Origin of the sequence: Polyangium spumosum (genome assembly GCF_009649845.1) — a bacterium.
GTDB classification, from domain to species: domain Bacteria; phylum Myxococcota_A; class Polyangia; order Polyangiales; family Polyangiaceae; genus Polyangium; species Polyangium spumosum.
This window is the reverse complement of the sequence record NZ_WJIE01000003.1, coordinates 862,521-878,145: the sequence shown is the minus strand read 5'-3', so window position 1 is coordinate 878,145 and position 15,625 is coordinate 862,521. Positions and strand designations below refer to the sequence as shown.

The 15,625-nt window shown below is 68.8% G+C and carries 13 protein-coding genes; 4 read left to right on the top strand and 9 right to left on the bottom strand.

Annotated features, from left to right (window positions below):
- The first annotated feature begins 238 nt into the window (after positions 1 to 238).
- On the top strand, positions 239 to 1,597 hold the full coding sequence (locus GF068_RS13665; protein ID WP_153819770.1) for a hypothetical protein: 1,359 nt from the start codon (positions 239 to 241) through the stop codon (positions 1,595 to 1,597).
- An 81-nt stretch (positions 1,598 to 1,678) separates the two neighbouring features.
- Here the strand turns inward: GF068_RS13665 and GF068_RS13660 are convergent, their stop codons facing one another.
- A complete protein-coding gene (locus GF068_RS13660; protein ID WP_153819769.1) occupies positions 1,679 to 2,377 on the bottom strand; it encodes a hypothetical protein in 699 nt (232 codons plus the stop codon).
- A 20-nt stretch (positions 2,378 to 2,397) separates the two neighbouring features.
- Here GF068_RS13660 and GF068_RS13655 point away from each other — a divergent pair, with 20 nt between their 5' ends.
- A complete protein-coding gene (locus GF068_RS13655) occupies positions 2,398 to 2,706 on the top strand; it encodes a hypothetical protein (protein WP_153819768.1) in 309 nt (102 codons plus the stop codon).
- Positions 2,707 to 2,752: 46 nt separating this feature from the next.
- Here GF068_RS13655 and GF068_RS13650 read toward each other — a convergent pair whose 3' ends face one another.
- The 5 genes from GF068_RS13650 to GF068_RS13625 all read right to left on the bottom strand — a co-directional run bounded on the left by GF068_RS13650 (position 2,753) and on the right by GF068_RS13625 (position 9,441).
- The gene (locus GF068_RS13650) at positions 2,753 to 3,889 is read right to left on the bottom strand and encodes a tetratricopeptide repeat protein (protein ID WP_153819767.1); all 1,137 of its coding nucleotides are present in this window, start codon (positions 3,887 to 3,889) and stop codon (positions 2,753 to 2,755) included.
- Positions 3,890 to 4,288: 399 nt separating this feature from the next.
- Positions 4,289 to 6,124 (bottom strand): VWA domain-containing protein, encoded by a 1,836-nt coding sequence (locus tag GF068_RS13645; RefSeq protein WP_206079470.1) that lies wholly within the window; start codon positions 6,122 to 6,124, stop codon positions 4,289 to 4,291.
- Positions 6,125 to 6,209: 85 nt separating this feature from the next.
- Positions 6,210 to 7,598: an RCC1 domain-containing protein gene (locus GF068_RS13640; RefSeq protein ID WP_170319462.1), complete on the bottom strand. Its 1,389-nt coding sequence runs from the start codon at positions 7,596 to 7,598 to the stop codon at positions 6,210 to 6,212.
- Between the two features lie 48 nt (positions 7,599 to 7,646).
- Complete coding sequence (locus GF068_RS13630; protein WP_153819765.1) at positions 7,647 to 8,222, bottom strand: Uma2 family endonuclease; 576 nt, start codon at positions 8,220 to 8,222, stop codon at positions 7,647 to 7,649.
- An 88-nt stretch (positions 8,223 to 8,310) separates the two neighbouring features.
- Positions 8,311 to 9,441, bottom strand: a complete 1,131-nt coding sequence (locus GF068_RS13625; RefSeq protein WP_153819764.1) for a Rieske 2Fe-2S domain-containing protein — start codon at positions 9,439 to 9,441, stop codon at positions 8,311 to 8,313.
- A 124-nt stretch (positions 9,442 to 9,565) separates the two neighbouring features.
- Here GF068_RS13625 and GF068_RS13620 point away from each other — a divergent pair, with 124 nt between their 5' ends.
- Together GF068_RS13620 and GF068_RS13615 are read left to right on the top strand one after the other, a co-directional pair.
- Entirely contained in the window at positions 9,566 to 10,624 is a 1,059-nt protein-coding gene (locus GF068_RS13620) for an OmpA family protein (RefSeq protein ID WP_153819763.1), read from the top strand.
- Positions 10,625 to 10,675: 51 nt separating this feature from the next.
- Complete coding sequence (locus tag GF068_RS13615) at positions 10,676 to 11,803, top strand: hypothetical protein (RefSeq protein WP_153819762.1); 1,128 nt, start codon at positions 10,676 to 10,678, stop codon at positions 11,801 to 11,803.
- Positions 11,804 to 11,824: 21 nt separating this feature from the next.
- On the opposite strand, the gene GF068_RS13610 is transcribed toward GF068_RS13615, so the two are convergent.
- From GF068_RS13610 to GF068_RS13600, 3 genes are read right to left on the bottom strand one after another with little or no spacing between them, the layout of a single operon-like run.
- Entirely contained in the window at positions 11,825 to 13,468 is a 1,644-nt protein-coding gene (locus GF068_RS13610) for a serine/threonine-protein kinase (protein WP_153819761.1), read from the bottom strand.
- Positions 13,465 to 14,361, bottom strand: coding sequence for an SUMF1/EgtB/PvdO family nonheme iron enzyme (locus GF068_RS13605; RefSeq protein WP_153819760.1), 897 nt, complete (start codon positions 14,359 to 14,361; stop codon positions 13,465 to 13,467). Before GF068_RS13605 ends, GF068_RS13610 begins: the two co-directional genes overlap by 4 nt.
- 48 nt (positions 14,362 to 14,409) lie before the next feature.
- Positions 14,410 to 15,588, bottom strand: a complete 1,179-nt coding sequence (locus tag GF068_RS13600) for a cytochrome P450 (RefSeq protein ID WP_153819759.1) — start codon at positions 15,586 to 15,588, stop codon at positions 14,410 to 14,412.
- Between the last annotated feature and the right edge of the window lie 37 nt (positions 15,589 to 15,625).

The window sequence follows — 15,625 nt, the reverse complement described above, 5'->3', positions numbered from 1 at the left end:
GCGAGACGAAGAGGGGCGGGACCTCTTCGAGCGAAGTTCGAGTCGCGTCTTCGGAGGGAGGACGGCGGATGTCGTCGGGCTCGGAGGGGGGTCGACCTGGGTCGGGGGAGGGTGCGGGTCAGGTGGGTCGGGGCTCGACCCGGACAGGGAATGTCCGCGCGCTCTGTGTTTTGTCTTGCCCGACCCGTTCGTCCTCCGGATAGATAGGGCCAGACCTCATCCGAGGAGGGGATTCCAGATGAGACGATGGGATTTCTTCGTCGCGGCGCTCGTCGTCGCGGCGTTCGTCGCATTCGTGTGCGTTTCGACCGGGTGCGCCGCGTCGCGCGACCCGCTCATGGCCCGGGTCTTCGAGGCGCCGAACGTCATTCACGTCTGCGTGCGTCCGCCGAACGTGCCGAAGAATCAGGCGTCCTGGGCCGTCACCGCCAGCGGCGGTCCCCTGACCGCGCCCTCGGAGGTGGACATCGCGAGGCGCAATGGCCTCGCGGTATACGTATTCGACCCGAATGCCCCTCCCCGGAGCGCGAAGCTCTTGCCGATTCCGCATCATCGGCTCGAATGCCCGGCGCCGCCGAAGCCCCGTGTCGTCGTGGCGAAGGTGAAAGAGGGCGAAGAGAAGAAGGAGGAGAGCAAAAGGCCCGAGCCCTCGAAGCCGAAGCCGCGGCCGATTGCGAAGCGGAGCGAGTGGTGTCCCGAGGCGGGGCAGGCGCGGCGTGGCGGCACGGGCTCGCGTACTTGCACGAGGGTCGTCGTCCGGGCCCGCACGGAGCCCGTCGTTGTCGTGGAGAGCCCCCGCGAGGTCGAGCCGTCCCGGCGGTGCCAGGACCCGGGACAGACGCGGCGGCGCGGCGGCACGGGCTCGCGGAATTGCACGAAGGTCCTCGTCGAGGACCGCATGGAGCCCGTCGTCGTCGCGGCGAATCGGCCGCCCCCGGTCGAGCCACCCGTGCCGAAGGACCCGAGCGAGGTAGAACCGGGTGACGTATGGCAATACGAGACCTGGCGCCAAACGCCCGAGGAGACCGCGCGCCTCGAACGAGCTTACGAGTGCATCAAGGGGTTTTGCCATTCGCGGCACAAGAACTTCCAGCCGAACGGAGGGAAGAAGCCCGCCGGGAAGCATGATGGGCAGTCGTTGTCAACAGGGAGCGGCGGGGGAGCGAGCGCGCCGAAGACGACAGTCCGGACCAGGACGCGGCCCTTCGGAAAACCGAAAGGGGCGAAGCCGAAGGGCGGGGCGGGGAGCGGTGGGGCTGCGAGCGCGCCGAAGACGTCAGGTGACTCGGGAGCTGGCCCCTATTCACACCTCGAAGATCATTCGAGTGTTGGTCCAGGAAAGGACTACACAAAGGCACAGAAACGAAGGTTCTTGTCCGAAAACGAAGCAAGAAACGGCGGCGCGCTCAAGGACGATCGGACGGGCGAACCTCTCGTTCGACCGCAGAAGCACCAAAAAGGCGTGTCGCCGCCCGAAAATGAAGCGCACGTCGACCACAGGCAGCCCAGGTCGAAGGGCGGACCCAACAGCGCCGCCAACGCGGAAGTCAGATCGAGGTTGAACAACCTACAAAAAGGGAGCAAGACTGACCCATGAAATGGCCCTTCGCAGATCCCCCCAACGTCGCGGTCTTCACGAGCAAGAGGATCATGTCCGGGAAGGAGTGGATAGCGTACGTCAGCCACGATGAAGACGACGGAGCATGGCAATTCCACGCGTCGAAGGGCCCGGCACCCGAGGCAGAAGCAACCGTGGTGAGCCTTCGGTCCATTGTCGACGCAGATCCGACCATTGCCTCGCTTGCCGACTTGCCACTGGGGTGGTGTGCATGGCGAGACCGTGTGGGCGCGCCATGGAACAGGAAGAAGCATGAATGACAGAGCTATCTTCACCAGAGCGTCGCGGCAATGGAAGACGTCTTCGATAGCTGCGTCCAAGCGCTGGACATCGTGACCCTCGTCGCGCCCACGCTCGATACTCCCCAAGCCGCTGTTCCTCGTCCGGCGCGACGGGGTCGCCTTCAACGGCAGCACGCAGGTCGGCTTCACGCTCTCCGAGATCAACCCGCCGCTCGCGCAGGACATCGCCATCCTGGAGGTCGAGATCGCGGCCGAACGGAAGTGGCTGCTCGAGAATGCCTCGAAGGCGGCGGACCTCGCGGAGCGGCTCGATCTGCTCCAGCAGCTCGACATGGAGCTGCATGATCTCGTTTCGAGGCCACTCGACGAGATCAGCGCGGTCGACCTCGACGCGATTCTGAAGCGATACGAGGAGGTCATCGACGATGCGACGCGGGCCGCGCTGAAGCAGCTCCTCGACGACCTGAAGAAGAGCGTGCAGGACTTGAAGGACGAGCTCGCGAGCTTGCTCGACCATTTCGGCGCGCAGGCGGATGCGTGCTCGCAGCGCTCGCGTTGCCGCCGAATAAGCTGCTCGACGCGCTCGAAGCGTCGGCGTCCGCCCTCATCGACGACGTGTGGCGCGCGGCCGAGCCGCTGGCCCGCAAGGCCATTGAGATGAAGCAAGCAGGAGGGCCGACGTACGAACTCGTGCACACGGTCGAACACCGGCGCCTGATCGAAGAGCACGCCCCCTCCCACGTCCGCCGCCTCCCGAACGGCGGCGTCCTGCTCGCGACGCATCCTTTCCGGACACTCTGGCCCCTCTGGTCGGAGGCGCTGCGCCTGCTCGGGATCCGGACGTAGCAGCGGGCGCGGCCCTCTCGGGAGAGGGGCCGGGGGTGAGGGGTGTTTACAGCGACCCGGACTCCATCGCCGCCTTCTCCGCCGCGCGCACGGCCGACTTTGCTTTGGCCTTGCCGGCGATCACCTTCGCGAGCGCGTCGGCGTAGACCTCGGTCGTATCCATCGCGTCGAAGAGCATGTTTCGCACGAGGATCGGGGTGAGACGGTCGTCCGAGTAATCGAGCGCGACCTTGAACCGCACCGAGCCGTCCTCGTAGTCCATCTCGAAATTGCCGTCGCCCATGCCGAAATTCGCGCGCGTGACGAACTCGGCGAGCTCCGCGCGCAGCTCCTTCTTCGCCTTGGGCTCGAAGAGCACGTAGACCACGACCCGCTCGAGCTCCTCGGACAGTCGCACGGCGAACGCCTCCACGATGCCCTGCTTCGCCGCCGCGAGGTAGTCGATGTACCCCTCCGTGTTGTCCTCGGAGCACGCGAACGAAAACCCCGTGGCCCCGAGCATCTCCTCGACCACCATCCGGGCCGTCTGCGGCGCCTCCGCGGCCTTCGCCGCGCCCTTGCGCCCCTTCTTCGTCGATTTCTTCTCGTCCATTCCTTCGGTCCTCTGATTTCCCGCGACCTTGCGGATCGTGTCGAGCAGGTTCTGCGTCCTCTGCCGGTGGTGCCAGTCGGGCGGGGCCATTTCGAGGGCGCGCTCGCAGTCCTCGACGGCGCCCGCGAAATCCGCGCGCAAGGCCCGGAGCGCGGCGCGCTCGCCGAACGCGCTCGGCTCGCTCGGGTCGAGGCGCACGGCCTCGTCGAGGTCGGCGATCGCGCCCAGGAGATCGCCGATCCTTTGCTTCGTCAGGCCCCGGCGTTGCCAGGCGGGCGCGAATGCGGGCGCGAGGTCGATCGCCTCCGTGTAATCGGCGAGCGCGCCCTCCACGTCGCCGGCGAGCGAGCGGGCATTGCCGCGGTTGTACTTCGGCGCGTGCTCCTCCGGCGCGAGGTCGATCGCCTCCGTGAAATCGTCGATCGCGCCGTCGAGGTCGCCCTCCTCCTGCTTGCGATTGCCGCGATTGTTGAGCGCGGCCCAGGGAGGGATCGCGCCGCCGGCCTCGGCCACGCGTCTCCGGGGGGCGGCGCGTTTCGTGGTGGGCTTGGCGGGTGTCTTCGAGGCGGTCTTTTGTGTTGGGCGAGGCATGGGATGCGCGGAGCCTAGCACGGGCGCGAGAGCCTCCTCACCCACGAAACGCCGCACGAGCCGCCCCGAGGCGTTTTTCTTGGTACGCGTGGGTCGCCGCGAGGCGAGGGACGCGGGCAAACGTGACGCGCGTGGGTCGCCGCGAGGCGAGGGGCACGCGCGAACGTGACGCGAGGGGGTCGTCCGCGGGGCGGAGGGCCCGGGAGAAGGTGACGCGCGTGGGTCGCCGCGGGGCGAGGGGCACGCGCGAACGTGACGCGCGTGGGTCGCCGCGAGGCGAGGGGCACGCGTGAACGTGACGCGGAGGGGTCGTCCGCGGGGCGGAGGGCCCGCGGCGAGGTGACGCGCGAGGGTCGCCGCGAGGCGACCCCCTCGGTCGACGATTTCGGGGGGGTGCGGCTACTGAATCAGCCGCTTGATCTCACCCTGCGCGATGTACGAGCCGCCGCCGCCGGCCTCGACGACCTCGTCGCAGACGTAGAGCACGCCGAGCTCGCGGATGCTGCGCGGGAAGCGGATGTTGTAGTTCGGGTTGTACCCGTCCGAGACGACACGCGCGCGGAGCTTCTTGCCCTCGGGCACGCATTGCACGAGCACGCCGTCGCCGATCTCCGTGCACGTCGGCAGATCCGCCGCCGTCGCCGGCGTCTTCGCCGCCTTCGACGAGGACGACGACCTGCGGCTCGACCCGCCCGAGCTCACGCTCACCGTCTCGCCCGGCCGGAGCAGGCGCTTGATCCAGCCCTGCGCGCGGTAGAAGCTCCCGTCGGCGCTCGGCACGATCGACTCGACGAGGTACGTCACGCCCTCCTGCCGGATCGCGCGCGGGAACTGCACGTTCTTGTTCACGTCGAAGCCGTCCGACGTCACCTTGATCCGGAGCTTGCCGCCCTCCTTCTCGCAACGAAGGACCACGCCGCCGTCCGCGCTCGTGACCGTCGCGAGCCCCGCCGCGCTGCCGCCGGCCGTGCCGCGCTGCGCGAGATCGCCGCGGCTACGCGCGCCGGCCTGGTAGGACTGATCGCGCAGCTCCTTGCGCAGCACGCCGTCGTACGAGCGCTTCTCCAGCCGATCGGCGAAGTGCTCGAGCTGCTCGATCTCCTCGGCGAAGGCGAACTGGTTCGCGAGCGGGCTGTTGCGGAGGTCCTCGGCCATCTTGCGGAGCTTCTGCGCCGCGTTCTTGAGGTCGCCCTTGTCCGCGAGGTCGACCGCCTCGTCCTTCAGCTTCGCCGTCTCGAGGCGCCGCGCCTCGCCGATGACGTTGATGTCCTGCGCCGCGGCGGCCGCTTCCTCGGCCGTGCCCGCGTTCACGGTCACGACGAACTCGCCCGACCCGTCCTTGATCGAGCCGTCCACCACCGTCTGGTACTGGAACCCGATCGAGGCGACCTTGATCGTCCCCGCCTTCGTCGGCTTCACCTCGAGCTCGAGCGCGAGGACCTTCTCCTCGACCGCGTACACGTCGCCGAGCGTGACTTGCAGCTCGCTGCCCTTCTCCTCGATGCGGTACTTGTTCAGCACCCAGCCGTGCTCCACGGCGTCGTCGGGCCGCACGTTCACCACGAGGTTCTGCCCGATCACGGAGGACAGACCCTCGAGCTCGATCTTGAAGACCTGCTCGACGTCCTCGGGGTGCTCGATGAAATAGAAGTTGCCCTCGGCCTCGCGGGCCATGCCGATGAGCAGGTCCTCGTTGAAGCCCGAGCCGAAGCCGAGCGTCGTCGTCACCACGCCCTCGCCCGCCTTCTCGCGGGCCGTCTTCTTCAGCACGTCGGGCGCGGTGATCCCCATGTTCGCCTGGCCGTCCGTGAGGACCAGGACGCGGTTCACCTCGTCCTTCGTGGCGTGCTTCTTCACGTGCTTGATGCCCTCGAGCCACCCGCCCGAGAGGTTCGTGCAGCCGCCGGCGCGCGCCTTGCCGATCTTGTCCTGGATGGCCTTCTTGTCCTTGGCGAGGACCGGGTCGACGATGGTGTCGGCGCTGTCGTCGAAGATGACCACGCTCACCCGATCGTCGTCCTTCATCTCCCCGACGAGGGCCTGCGCGGCCTTGATCGCCTGCCGGAGCGGCGTGCCGCCCATCGACCCCGAGCGATCGAGCACGAGGCTCAGGTTGAGCTTCCTCCTCGGCGCGTCTTCCTTCTTCCCGTCGGCGCCGAAGCGGACGACGAGCGATAACTTGGTGGATTCGCCGACGACGATCGTCGGCTTGCTCAATGCGTAAGTCGCTTTCACGGAAGTTCCCCTCTGGACGCCCGACGTGGCCGCCCGCGCGGCCTACAGACCTATCACAGCGTACCCAGGGCGGAAAATCAGGATCTCAAGGAGGGAAGTTGATGACGAGCGGGGAGAGGACCTCGTCGGCCATGCCCGGCTCGGTGAACAGCGCCTCTTTGTTGTTGCCCCAGCAGTGGATCCGGCCCTCGCTCGTGCGCGCGCAGGTGTGGCTCGATCCGGCCGCGATCTCGGCGACGTCGGTCAGGGTCACGGGCAAGGGCACGTACGTGGATTCGGTCGTCCCGTCGCCGATGCGCACCTGGGTGCTCGACACATACGCCCGGCCGTCCGCCGTCACGCTCGCCGTGTGCTGAAAACCCGCGGAGACGAAGCTCGCCGAGGGGAGCGCCGACGGGTCCGAGGGCGCCGTGCGCCAGGTGAACTCGCCGTCGATGCCGAGCTGGCCCTGATAGCCGTTGCCCCAGCAATATTGCTGCCCGCCCTTCAAGGCGCAGGTATGCTCGTACCCGGCCGAGACCTGCTCCACGGCCGTGAAGCTCACGACCTTCGGCGCGGGCTGATCGGGCCCGTCCCCGATCCCGAGCCGACCATAAATGCCGTTCACGCCCCAGCAATGGAGCGTGCCGCCGTTCGTCACCGCGCACGTGTGCTCGTAACCCGCGGAGACGTGCGCGACGTCGGAGAGCGCCACCAGCGTGGGCATCTCGACCTTCTCGCTCGGCGTCCCGAGGCCGCATTGCCCCTTGTCATTGGCGCCCCAGCAGTAGAGCTCGCCCTTGCCCGTCACCGCGCAGGTGTGCCGCCCGCCGACGCTCACCTCCGTCGCGCCGACCAGGCTCACGGCCGTCGTGGGTTTGTCCTGCCAGTTGCCGCTCGACGTCCCGAGCTGCCCGCTCGTGTTCCAGCCCCAGCACTGGACCGTGGTGTCGTCGAGGACGGCGCAGGTGTGCGCCATGAGCAGGTCCGCGCCGGCCGCGTTCTTGAACATGCCCCCGCCCGCGTCGAGGTGGATGGCCTTGCCCGCGACGGCGACCTTCTGCGGCGTGGGCGTGCTGGTGCTGCTGCCGATCCCGAGCTCGTACGCCGAGTTGTTCCCCCAGCAATACACGTCCCCGCCCCCCGTCCGCGCGCACGAGTGCCGGTTGCCGAGGGCGACCTGGACCGGATCGTCGCAGACCCCCGCGACGCACGATCGCTGGCAGACGACGCCGCAGCCGCCGCAGTTCATGGGATCGTCCACGGTGCTCGTCTCGCAGCCGGGCATGTCGTCGCAATCATCGGTCCCGACCGCGCAGCTCGGATTGCCGCCGGCGCCGCCGCCGCCCGGTCCGCCGCCGCCCGGTCCGCCGCCGCCCGGTCCGCCGCCGCCCGGACCACCGCCGCCCGTGCCGTAATTGCGGGTCTCGGGAGAACACGCGACGAGCGCGAGGCCGACGAGGAGGGCGCTGACGGAGAGAGTTTTCCCATGCATGATTGACCTCGAAAGCAAAAAAAAGCCGAGCGCGCCGGAGCGGAGACCTCAGGCGCTTTCTTCCAGCGGATTGCGATAGATCTCGTCGAGATCGAGCTTGCAGCCGATCGAGGCGAGCTCGGTGACCCCTTTTTCTGCTGTGTGGTGGTAGGTCCACGAGCCATCCGTCTGCCGGCGAAAGACCTCGATGCGCCGCCGCTCGGATGACACGAGCACGTACTCCTTCAGCGAGGGGATCTGCTGGTAGTCGACGAACTTATCCCCGCGGTCGTACGCCTCGGTGCTCGGCGAGAGGACCTCCACGAGCACGGTGGGGTTCGTCATCGTGTGCTTGTGCTCCGGATCCCTCTCCAGCTTGCCGCAGACGACGCTCAGATCGGGATAGGTCGCGAGGCCCGTGGCGAGCACCCGCAAACGAGCATCCGGGCTGAATACCGCGCAGCGCCGTCCCTCGAGCTGGTTTCCCAGCATGCGCCCCACCGTGATCGTCAGACGGGCGTGCTCGTACGACCCCCCCGTCATCGCGACGATCTCCCCGTCCCTGTACTCGTGTTTCGTCTCCGCCTTCTCCTCGAACGCGATGTACTCGGCGAACGTGACGAGCTTGCGAGCGGCCTCTCTCATCTGTGTTGCCTCCTTGCCCATCGCCCTACCACGCTCCTCTCGCCGGGAAAAGAAACCGTTTTACCTTCTGGAACCAATTTTCACCTGGCTACACCAGAAGTTTCACCGTCTCTTCATGAACGTTTTCGCCCGTCGACACACTGCCCCGCTCGGCCTGCCGCATCAGCCGCCAGATGTGCCGGCCGAGCACGTCGATCTCCGTCGACGCGTACTGCTCGCCCCCGAAGCGCTTGATGTTCTCCGTCTGCAGCTTCAGGAGCGCCGCGTCCTGCGCGAACACCTTGAGGCCGAGCGGCATCAAGAACGGCTTGAGCAGCCAGCCCGGGAACAGGCGCACCTTGAAGCTCACCACCGCGTAGATGTGCGTCAGGAAATCCGTCACCGGCGTCATCGCGGCCGAGACATAAAAATGGTTCTCCGTGCCAATCCGGTACTCGACCTCCGCGATCGAGGGCAGGATGAACCGGTCGAAATGCGTCACCTCCCCGCCCGACGGCGAGAGGATCCTCGCCACGAGGCCCGTCGGCCGCGGCTCGCCCACGTATTCGGCCACCACGCGGTCGTGCGTGCGCGTCACGCGCGCCTCGATCTGGATGCCCCGCGGCTTCGAGCGGAAGAGGCCGCTGTGCAGGTACTGCGTGTGCGGCACGTCGAGCGCGTTCTCCAGCGCCGCGTGCATCGTGCTCTCGGACTCCACGCGCCGCCGCACCGTCGTGTACCCCTTGCCGAGCTGCGGGAAGCGGTAAGGCTCGGTCTTCGGCGCCTCGTTCGGCGCCCCGTACACCCAGACGAACCCGTCCTGCTCCCGCGCCGCGTAACTCGGCGCGTTGCGCGCCTTCGCCGTCGCGTCCCCGAGCAGCGAGGGCACGAACTTGCAGGTGCCCCCGCGATCGAAGCGCCAGCCGTGGTACGAGCACTGGAGCTGCCCCTCCACCACCTCGCCGATCGAGAGCGGTACGTTCCGGTGCGGGCAGCGGTCGAGCAGAGCCCCCGGCTTGCCCTCGCCGTCGCGGAAGAGCACGATCGGCACGCCGAGCAAGGTCCGCGCGATCGGCCGATCTCCGAGCTCGTTCGACGCCGCCACCACGAACCAGTGGCCGAGCATCCGCGCCACCGACGCCCGCACCTTCGCCCGCGGCGGCGCGAGCAAGGCCTCGGCCGGCACGAGCGGCGCGCTCTCGGAGGCCTCCGCCAGAACGTCGCGATCGTCGGGTCCCATCACGCTCGAAGCCTCCCCACTTTCGGCCCCGATGGCAAGGGTGGAAGGCGCGGTCCGCGCTCCGACCGACCTCTTTACTTCCCAACGGGACGGAGGCCGGCTAGGCTCCCCGGCCGTTTCAGCCATGTCCCCTCGAAAGACCTTCGCTCGTAGCCCCCTCGTCGCCCTGCTCCTCTCGCTCCTGCCCGTCGCTTGCGGCTCCGGTTATGCGCCGCGCCCGACGTACGGGAGCGCGGATCGAGGCGCGGACACGGATCAAGACGGCGCCGCCGACATCGACGACGCTTGCCCCGCGGAGGCCGAGGATGGCCTGCCGCCGAAGGCGAACGACGGCTGCCCCGCGACCGACCCCGACAACGACGGCGTCCTGCTCGCCGACGACAAATGCCCCTACGCGAAGGAGGACGGCCTGCCGCCGAAGGCCGAGGACGGCTGCCCCTCGGACGACGAGGACCAGGACGGCGTCGCGAATGCGCTCGACAAGTGCCCCGTCCAGCCCGAGGACAACCTCCCGCCGAACGCGAGCGACGGCTGCCCCGCGCCCGACGGCGATCAGGACGGCGTCGCCGACGTCAATGACAAGTGCCCGCAGCAGCCCGAGACGCAGAATGGTTACCGCGACGAGGACGGCTGCCCCGACCAGGCCGCGGGCGAGGTCGCGTACGACGAGACGTCACACGAGATCGTGATCCCCGAGACGAAGCGGGTCGATTTCGAGCTCGATTCGGCCGAGCTCACGCCGGCCGCGAAGGGGACCGTCGCCGAGATCGCGAAGGTGCTCAAGCAATTCCCGCAGATCCAGCGCATGGAGATCGAGGGCCACGCCTCGAGCAAGGGCGACAAGAACTACAACCTGAACCTCACCGAGCGCCGCGCCCAGGCCATCGCGAACGCCCTCGTGAGCGGCGGCGTGGACCGCAACCGGCTGGTCCCGGTCGGATACGGCGAATATTGCCCCGCCGTGGACAGGGGCGACGAGGTCGACGATCCGGTGAACCGCCGCGTCCTGCTCAAGGCCGTGCAGGTGAACGGCGTTTGGCAAGACGTACCCCGCGGCTGCTGGCGGGCGAAGGCGGCCGGGATCGACCCGACGAAGCGCAAGGCCGGCGTGTGGCAGACCCCGTCGAGCCAGCCTCCGCCGTCGCCGCAGACGCCGTACGTCCCGCCCGCCGGCGGCGCCTGAATCATCTCCCGGCTTCCCCGTCCATCGAGCCGTCCATCGAGGAGCTCAGCCATGTCTCTTTTGCGTCTTCTTGCCACCCTCCCGTTCTTCGTCGCGATGCCCGCGCTCGTCGGCTGCGGCCCGTCGCACGCGCAGATCGAGCCGAAGGACGTGGTCAACGTCTCGGTCCGGCCGGCGTCGGGGCAATTGCTCTTTTGCCCCGGGGATCCCTTCCAGGTCGAGGTCGTCGCCAAGCTGAAGGACGGCACGTCCTGCAGCAACGTCGATCCGAACAAGGGGTGCATGAATGAAAAGGACACGGTCATCGCCTCGGAGATGGTGCGTATCCAGGGCTCGAGCGGCATCGTCGGCGGCGGCAATTTCATCTGGGTGCCGGACAAGGACGTCCTCAAGACGGCCGACACGGGTATGGGCCTGCGCGGCTGGCTCGAATCGGCGACGGGCGGCAAATCGATGGAGGGCGAGGCCCAGCTCGAGCCCGTCTACGATTGCCAGATGCAGCAGACGATCCGCGGCGCGAGGGGCCGCGACGGTGAGATGGGCGCGCCCGGGCCCGAGCTCACGATCTCGATCACGACGCTCTCGACGCCGTTTTTCCCCGACGCGGCGCTCCTCCGCCTCGACTGGCCGGGCAACCGCGCCTACATGATCAGCCCCTCCGCAGACAAACCCGTGCGGATCACGACGTACGGCGGGGAGGGCGGCCGGGGCCTCGAGGGCGCGCCGGGCGAGCGGGGCAGGGACGGCAAGGACGCGACGGACGAATGCGCCGATGGGCTCGACGGCACGAACGGCGGCGACGGCGGACCGGGCGGCCGGGGCGGCGACGGCGGGCCCGGCGGGTCGATCCGGGTGATCCTCGACGACGCGAACGCGGACAAACTCAAGGGGAGGCTGCTCGTCCAGAGCCTCGGCGGCCCGGGCGGCGATCGCGGGCCGGGCGGGGCGGGCGGGAAGGGCGGCCGGGGCGGCGAGGCCGGCGCGCTGAAGGCGGGGGATCCCGATTGCAAGCCGAGGAGCGGCAAGAATGGCGCGCTCGGCAAGTTCGGCCCGTCCGGCGAGCAGGGCCGCACCGGCCCGAATGGCCCGGCGCCCACGTTCGAGATGGGTGAGCGCAAGCAGATGTTCGCGAACGAGGTCGCGATCATCCAGCGGATCGAGGCGGGGAAGGCGAAATGACCGCTCGGAAGAGGGACGTGCTCAGGGCCTCCCGAGCACGCTTTGAATGGGCGTGAGCGGCGCGGCGGCGAGGTTCCTGCAGCCCGTGACGCGTTTGCCGTCGCGCGTGTAGCTCGCCGGGGGGGGCTGCGTCTGCACCATGGAGACGTGGAGCTTCCCTCCGTCGAGCCGCGCTTCCAGTCGTTTGCCCGCGATCTCGGTGTACGGGACGATGCAGGTCGAGCGGGCGAGCTCGACGTCGTAGGCATGGCCCGCGGGCGGGTTCGGCCGCAGTCGGTCCTCGACGCCGAAGACGTCCTGTTTGCCCGGTAAAACCAGGAGCACGAACCGAGCCTCGCCCTGCTCGTAGCCCTGGACGGCAAACGGCTTGGCGTCGCGGATCCGCATTTCGAGGCGGTCTCCGACGAGGACCGCGTCGTACTCGCGGCCGCTGTCGCTCCGCCAGGGGCCGGCGAGGGCGGCGAGGGGGTTTTTCCCGTCCGCATTCGGCTCCGGGGCCGCCTGCGTGGCCGCGCTCGTCGCGCTCGGCGGGCTCTCCGGCGCGGGCGCGTCCCTGGCCTGCGCGCGCTCGTCCTTGCCCTCGGGGGCGCCGAAGAGGCCGAGCGAATAGGAGATGCCGAGCCCGGCGAGGACCGCGATCCCCACGGTGAGCGCCACGGCGAGGCCGCGCTTCGGGGGCGGCTCGTTGCCGGGCGCCGTGATCACCGAGGCCGGCGCCGTCTGCGGGAAACCCGGCGCCGCCACGTCCGCCCCGAGAGGCGCGGCCGGCGCGGTGAAATGGAGCGGCGCGGCGGGAGCGGTATGGCCGGAAAAACCTCGGCCTTGCGCGTCGAGGGCCGCGAGGATCTCCTCGCACGAGCCGAACCGATCCTCGCGCCTCTTCGCGGCGCAGCGCTCGGCGACGGCCTCGAGCCAGGGGGGCACGTCGGGCCGCTTCGCCCGGATCTTCGGGAGCGGCTCCTTCACGTGCGAGGTCATGATCATGTAATGGCTGTCATCGTCGAAGGGCACCTGCCCGACGAGCAGCTCGTAGAGCAGGATGCCGAGCGCGTAGACGTCGACCCGTTTGTCGAGGCCCTTCTTCCCGGTGCATTGCTCGGGCGACATGTAGAGCACCGAGCCGATGACGCCCTCGGTGTTGCCCTTGCCTTTCTGCGCGTCGTCCTCGTCCTTGGCGATGCCGAAATCGGTGACCTTGACGATGCCGTCCTTGCCGCGGATGAGCACGTTCGCGGGCTTGAGGTCGCGGTGGATGATGCCCTCGGCGTGGGCCGCGGCGACGCCCTGTACGATGGGGCGGAAGAGGGCGAGCGCCTCGGGGACGGAGAGCGGCGCGCCGGATCTCGAATGGCGCGCGATGCGGTCCTCGAGGGTCTCGCCTTCGATGAATTGCATGACGAGGCAGAGCCCGTCCTCGTCGGAGACGACGGCGTTGAGGCGGACGACGTTCGGGTGGTCGATGCGGGCGAGCGCGCGGCCCTCGGCGAGGATCCGCTCGCGGAAATCCTTGCGGTGGGCGTACTCGGCGCGAATGGCCTTCACGACGACGGGGACGTCGGTGTTCACGTCACGCGCGAGCCAGACGACGCCCATGCCCCCCTCGCCGAGGGGTTTTTCGATGGCGTATTTGCGGTCGACGAGGGAGCCGGGGGTGAGTTCTTTCATGGGACATCCACACAGCAACGAAAGCCCGTGGTCGCATTCGCCGTGCTCCGCGCCTGACCCCCGGCCGTCGAGCAATCGAGGTCCGATCCGATGCTGGCGAACCCGCCGCCGCGCCGGCGACACGTGTCGTTTTCCCCCGCCGCCCCGTCGCAGGCGTCCTCCCACTCCCAGACGTTGCCGCTCATGTCGAAGATCCCCGGAAAACCACCCTCGCAGATGGATTGGCTGCCGACCGCGACCGCGGCGCCGAGCCCCTTGTCCTGGCCATTACACGCGCTGACCGAGTACGTATTTCCGTACGGGAAAAACAGCTCGCCGTGATGGCTGCACGCGTTGTGCCACTGGCTCACGGCGGCGCTCGTGATCTCGGAGTACGGGACCGAGCCGCCGCCGATCTTCCCGCAGAGACGCTTTCCGTGCCACGCGCAGAAGGCCGCGGCGTCGCACCAATCGACGAGCGTGACCGGAGCCTCGTCGGCAGGCGGCGCCATTCCATTCGCCGGCACGAAGCTCGTGTTGAAGCTACATTCGGTCACCTGCGGGATCTCCATGCCCATGACCAGCCCGAGCCAGGTCGCGTACTGGTCGTTCGTGACCTCGGTGCTGTCGATACAATAATTCCCGGCCGAGGTCGACACGGGCACCATCGTGGGCGTGTTCGGCGCCTCGGGGCAAAGGACCACGCCGCCGTCGCCGCCGCCAATGCCCCCCGCCCCTCCGCTCCCGCCCGCGCCCGCGCCCGCGCCGCCGTTGTCGTCGCCGCCGTCGCCGCCCGCGCCTCCCGTCGTGGTGAGGTTCGGCGCGCACGCCACGACGAGCACACAAAGGCCGAGAGGAACGACCCCCGCGCCCCACGCCCTCGCCGCTTCGAGCTTGATGTGGCGGAACCTCACGTCGCGCGCGATGCTAGCGCAGAACGAAGCCCGATCCCACCCGACCTTTCACAGCGGCTCGAACCGGATCCCGCAACGCACGGGGCCACGCACGGTGAGCCCGTGATTCCACGTGGGCTCTTCCGTCACGTGGATCGACTTCACGTGCGGCACGAGCTCCTCGAGCGCGATACGCGCCTCGGCGCGGGCGAGCGTAGCCCCGAGGCAGAAATGGATGCCGTGCCCGAAGGCCACGTTCGGACGGCGGCCGCGGTCGATGTCGAATCGCTCGGCGTCGTCGAATCGAGTCTCGTCGCGGTTGGCCGAGGCGAGGAGCGCGGCGATCACGGTTCCCTCAGGCAATGCCACGCCCGCGAGCTCGGTGTCGCGTAGCACGAGGCGCAGCGTCGCGTGCACGGGCGGCTCGAAGCGGAGCACCTCCTCCACGAACGTCGGGATGATCGAGGGGTCTCTGCGCAGGCGGTCGAGCAGCTCGGGGCGCTCGGCGAGGATCCGCATCGAATTCGTGAGCAGATGCGTCGTCGTCTCGAAGCCGGCGACGAGCAGGAGGAACATGAAGCTCATGAGCTCGGCGTCGTCGAGGCGCCGGCCATCCACCTCCGCGTCGAGCAGATCACTCGCGAGGTCGTCCCGACGCGCGCGCTTGCGATCCACGAAGACCTCCTCGATGTACCGCGTGAGCTCGGCGATCGACGCGGCGATCCGCGGGCGCGCCTCCTCGGGCGTCACGGGGGTGATGGCCACGATGTCCTCGGACCAGGTGCGAAACTTGGCGGCGAGCGAGCCGTCGAAGCCGAGCAGGTTGGCGATCACCCCGGCGGGCAAGGTCGACGAGAGCTCGTCGCAGATGTCGACCTCGAGGCCGCGCCCGGCGCGCGCGGCGAACGCGGCGCAGATCCGGCGCGCGAGCGGCTCGACGCGGGGCAGGACACGCGTGGTGAAGGCGTGCGTGACGAGCGCGCGGATGGCCGTGTGCCGCGGCGGGTCGAGCAGGACGAGCGACTCGGCGATCGGGTTGTGCTCGACCCACGGCTGCGTGGTCGCCGCCTTCAGCCCCTGCGATGAGAAGACGGCAGGGTTCTTCAGGACAGACACGACGTCGTCGTAGCGGCTCACGGCCCACACGCCCGGATCGACGAGGGCCACCGGGGCCGAGCGGCGGAGCTCGGCGTAGTGAGGGTAGGGGTCTCGGCGGACGTCCGGAGCGAGGAGGTTCAAGCGTTCCATGGATGACATCGTAACGTGTAATGCAACTTCCTCGTGG